Source organism: Edaphobacter aggregans DSM 19364 (genome assembly GCF_000745965.1).
GTDB classification, from domain to species: domain Bacteria; phylum Acidobacteriota; class Terriglobia; order Terriglobales; family Acidobacteriaceae; genus Edaphobacter; species Edaphobacter aggregans.
On record NZ_JQKI01000244.1, the window covers coordinates 1 to 4867 of the forward strand.

General features: G+C 53.4%; 5 protein-coding genes. All 5 read left to right on the forward strand.

Annotated features, from left to right (window positions below):
• Nucleotides 1–894, forward strand: an 894-nt coding sequence (locus Q363_RS45055) for a DUF1254 domain-containing protein (RefSeq protein ID WP_483782917.1), incomplete at its 5' end; no start/stop codon positions are given.
• Nucleotides 866–970: a hypothetical protein gene (locus Q363_RS47240; protein ID WP_425387816.1), complete on the forward strand. Its 105-nt coding sequence runs from the start codon at nucleotides 866–868 to the stop codon at nucleotides 968–970. The genes Q363_RS45055 and Q363_RS47240, both read left to right, overlap by 29 nt.
• Nucleotides 971–1078: 108 nt before the next feature.
• A complete protein-coding gene (locus tag Q363_RS30540) occupies nucleotides 1079–1678 on the forward strand; it encodes a hypothetical protein (RefSeq protein ID WP_035358283.1) in 600 nt (199 codons plus the stop codon).
• Nucleotides 1679–3077: 1399 nt separating this feature from the next.
• Nucleotides 3078–4124: a DUF481 domain-containing protein gene (locus tag Q363_RS30545; RefSeq protein WP_245632581.1), complete on the forward strand. Its 1047-nt coding sequence runs from the start codon at nucleotides 3078–3080 to the stop codon at nucleotides 4122–4124.
• Nucleotides 4125–4665: 541 nt separating this feature from the next.
• A partial coding sequence (locus Q363_RS43420; RefSeq protein ID WP_425387815.1) for an integrase catalytic region occupies nucleotides 4666–4867 on the forward strand: 202 nt, incomplete at its 3' end.

Genomic DNA, 4867 nt, shown 5'->3' on the forward strand with positions numbered 1-4867 from the left:
CTCTATGCGGTCCGCGCCTTCATGGACAACAACGATCCAAAGCCTTCCGTTGCCCTGATCAAGAAGTCGCTGAGGATCTATCCGTACACGCCGGGTGGTGTCGGGACCAGCATTGCCTCGGCACTTCAAGGTCATGTCATGCTGGCGCCAAACCCGCCTGCACCGGAGACGAAGTTTGTCGAAGCCAGTGGAAAGTCCTTCAACACGATCCCCCCCAACGACTTTTCCTATTTCGAGATACTCAATGAACTCGTGCAGTTGGAGCCGGCGACTTCGGTCAACCCGGAACTCATGGGCCAGTTGGCAGCCATTGGCATCGTGAAGGGTAAGCCTTTCAGTCCGGACGCAAAGACGCGCAAGATCCTCACCGATGCAGCGGCCGTAGGCAATGCCGCCGGACGGGCGCTGAACTGGCGTGCCTCCGAATATCCCGGTTGGGCCTACTACCCAGATTCGATGTGGGCCAACATGTTGTGGCAGGGTGGTTACAATTTCGAGACGCCACCACCAATGATTACCAAGGAGGGGTTCAAAACGTTTCCGCCGACTGGCGCGCGGACGCTCGACTCCCGAACGGCCTTCTACTATGGCTACACGATGGACTCGCGGGGAATGATCATGCGGTTACCCATGGTCGGCTCACAGTATCTGATGGGCTTCCTCGATTCCGATAAGAACCCCTATGACGGTGGCAAGACCTACAAGGTGGTGTTGCCGCCAGACATACCCGCTGCCAAGTTTGGTCGTTCACCCTGTACGCCAATCAGACGCGCTCGATGCTGCAGACGCCGCAACGCTACCCGCGTGCAGGGAGTCAGACGTACCCTCACCTGCCGCAGTTGCGAACTCGGACGGCTCCACGACAATTTACTTTGGCCCTTCCAAACCAGCTGACGCTAAGGACGGGAACTGGATTCAGACCATGCCGGAGAAGGCCCCGAGAGACTCGGCGACTCCTATTGTTCGTTGATCTATTTTTTCTTCGCACTCAACTATTTGTGCTAGTAACCAAATCCCCGAGCCATCTGTAGGGTCGAAGGGCTCCTCTGTTGCAGTTCAGTCGTGAAAGGAGAATATTATGCAGATCCGTTCGAATCTTTCTAAGACAGTCACTATCAGTCTCATGGTTGCTGGATTACTTACGATCGTTGCTGCTCCAGTTTCGGCCAGAGACAAGTACGAAACCATCGAAGCCCAAGCCTTCGGTACGGGCACTCAGATGGGGCAGAATATCGGCATCACCTTAAATATCTATGAATTCTCAACTCCGGCGGACAGAACATTGCTCGTGCAGGCATTCGAGAAAGGACAGAACCAAGGCCTGGTAACTGCACTGGGGAAGATGAAAGCAGTAGGTCATATCGAGATCACGGGTACACTCGGATTTGATTGCGCTTACATCAAGATGACCCCGACCCCGACTGGTAGAAAGATTGTCTTTGTCACAAATCGTCTGATCACGTTTGGTGAAGCCTGGACCGACAGTCAATCGGAGTCGTTCAATCTGACCGCCGGGCAGTTCGAAATCAACGAACAAGACAAGAGCAAAAGCACAGGCATGCTCTATCCCTTGGCACAGTTAATCCTGAACAAGGAAGGCGAGTTGCAGTTGGAACTGAATCAAAACCCCTGGAGGCTGTCTGGCGTTATTGACTGGAAGGGAACGGCCAACAACTGATGTCCGGTGCGACAGTCGGCATGTGCCGATTTCTCCATGGAATTCTGCTCGACATTCCTGACTGTCAGACGTGTGCGTGGTCGTAAATGAAATTTTGCGAGGTCGCTATGCAAATTAATCGAGGTATCGTAAACAGGTCCGCAGCACTCTTGCTATCGGTTATTTCACTAACCAACTGTGTGAGCGCCCAATCAAAGAGCAGCAAATATGCTTGCCCGGAGACAAATCATGCACAACTGTGTAATGCGAGTAACACCTGCGGATCAGCTTCGGATCCATGTGTTGTCGACGTGAAAAGGACCTCGAGTGCGGCTTCCGCCACAGCCATGACTCAGAAGGCTAAAGGTAATGCACTTTTCTGCGTGAAGACAGGAACAACCGTGCAGTGGAAAAGCACAGACAAGGAGATAGGCTTCGTTGTCGACCTGGGACCCACATCGCCGTTTGAACCGGCAGGAGCCATCATCGGCGGCTCTGATCGCTCTGTTTCCGTAGTGGCAAAAAGGCTGGATGCTACAAGTATTCCGCCGGAGCATGCAAGTCGGGAGCGATCTATGGGATGTGCGGAACTGGGTATGCAAGGCTCATTGTTGTTGACGGTCACTAAGTGAACTCAAGTGCTTCTTGAAAATCGGCCAGGACCATTTCGGTCACTATTGAAACGCCGCGCCAATCTTCTTTATCTATCGCGCCGCCCTGCTGGATGTATACCAACCAACTCAACCTGCCGGTTGGAGAGTAAGACCACTAATTTGGATGTGAAGAGGTGTGTAATGATGATGGTGGCCAGAGACGGGACCGAACCGCCGACGTCGGCCTTTCAGGGCTGGGACACATCTGCTCCGTCGTCACCTTTGCGGCCGCGACGATTCGGAGCCTACAGGGTGCGGCACTAGTCCAATCTCATTTATGTCGAGTATCAAACTCTATTGTTCGTTCACAAAACTCCGGTTAGCGTATGCGTGCTGACGACGAAATAGTATGAAATGTCCGCAATCAAACTCTTTTGTCACTTCCGTTCAGATCCCCTGCATTTCTGCCTAATTACCCCGATGACTTTTTGGTTTGAGCGAGGCCAGCAGCCACCCCAGAAACGAACTGAGGGACGTGCTCGGAGTCAGGTCGCTGGAGAGTAAGGTGCGGTTTACCGACCATCCGGGAGTTTGGGGATCACAACGATCCTCCACTTGGAGGAAAGCCCTGCTTTCGCATTTGCATAAAGGTATTGCGATTGGCTTTCTAAGGCGACAGATTTCGCAACAAAGCTAAACGGACGTTTTCTGACGTTTGGTGTGGTGCCCTATACGGTCGCAAAGGCCCGCTTAGGAAACTGCTTTGATGTCCCGGTTAGGCATAGGTTAGTCGCAGAGGGTAAAACATCATGAAGACAAGACCTGTCATGAGCATACTAGCGGTCACCATGATTTGGGTGCTTCTATTGGCTACGCCTCTATTTGCCCGAGAAAAGACCGACATAATTGTTATGAAGAATGGCGACCGTCTCACAGGCGAGATTAAAGGGCTTAATGCGGGTGTGCTCTACATGAGCATGGAATACATATTGGGAACCAGCTCGGTTCAATGGCAAAAAGTGGCGCACTTGGAAAGCAACCAATTGTTCCTCGTGAAGACGGAGGATGGGTCGGTGTACACAGGGACTCTTAACGCCACGAGCACTCCCGGGGGGCGACCCATGGAGATTTCGGTCACGCAGACGTCGGGAAGGGAAGCAGTGATTGATAGCTCGCAAATTGTCGAAATGGACATGACCTCAGCAAAGTTCTTCCATCGGTTCAACGGCTATATAAACACGGGGATCATCTACTCGAAAGGCAACCAATCCACGCAGTACAGCTTAGGTTCCCAGGTCACATACCCGCGTGAACGCTGGGCCGCAGCGGCCAGCTTCAACTCCACCTTGTCCGCCAGTACAGGCGCTGCTGCTTCGACCCGAAACCAGGTCAACTTCGATGCCTACCGTCTCCTGCGCTGGAACAACTGGTTTTATGAGGGCCTTGGCACGTTCCTGCAAAGCACGGAGCAGGGGATAGATCGTCAGATCACGTTTGGCGGTGGCGTCGGACGTTACTTGAAGAACAGCGATCTGGCGCGCATTTCGGTGCTCGGTGGTTTTGCCGGGCAGAACACCGAATATCAGCAGAACATCAATTCTCAAAAACTGGCATCTGGCCTGATTGCTGCAAATTTGCAATTCTTCCGGTACAACAAAACCAATGGCACCCTCACCGCGACGCTTCTGCCTGCCCTCAATGATCCCGGCCGCGTGAAGTTCAACCTGAACACGACCTATTACACCAAACTCATTGGTAATCTGTCGTGGAATGTCTCTATCTACGGCAACTGGGACACCCAGCCGCCGGATGGCCTTGCCGGCAGTGACTACGGCTCGAGCTCGGGACTCAGCTGGACATTTGGCAACAGGTGACGTAGTCCGGCTCGCAACCAAGAGCGCGGAGCCACCCTGTGTTACTGCCGTGCCAGGCTTGAGAATCTCAGATGGTCTCTAAGACGGCTTGCACTCGCTGTTAAAATTGCCGAAAGTAAGTATCCTCCTGAGAGCCGGAGGCTTTACGATTGCTGGCCCCTCAAAGGGGCCTAATCGCAATCGTGGAAAAGACAGAATCATGCCAATCCAATATCTCTGCGGCACTTCACGGTTCAGGCAACGCGCTTCCCTGCCCTTCGGCGGCAGCCTGTTTCAAACCGTGCATACTCCCGGAACTGTCAAACTTCTACTGCCTCCCCGGCAAAGCCGGGGGAACTCCCGGTTGGATTAGAACGCACGAAAGTCTCAGTAAGTCCATCGGCACGTATCAGGATGCCATTCACCATCAGCAAATTCATAGCCAGTCTGATAACGTTGCCTGCGTAGATACCGGGTGTACGCGCAAAGTAGAAATGTCCGGTTTCTGCAAAGTTGAAATGTCCAAACTACCCTTCCGAAAGTGAGCTTCGGGAGGAAGAGATTGGGCTTAGTAACGATGAGCGGACGTGAACTGCAACGCATAGAGGTTCTTTCTGAGGTTTTGGCACGGCGGCGCACGGAGATTTCGGCCGCGGCGATTCTGGGACTCAGTACCAGGCAGACACGGCGGCTGCTGACGGCGTATCGCGACGGGGGTGGAGGTGCGCTGATCCACAAGGCTCGTGGTCGCACATCGAACAACC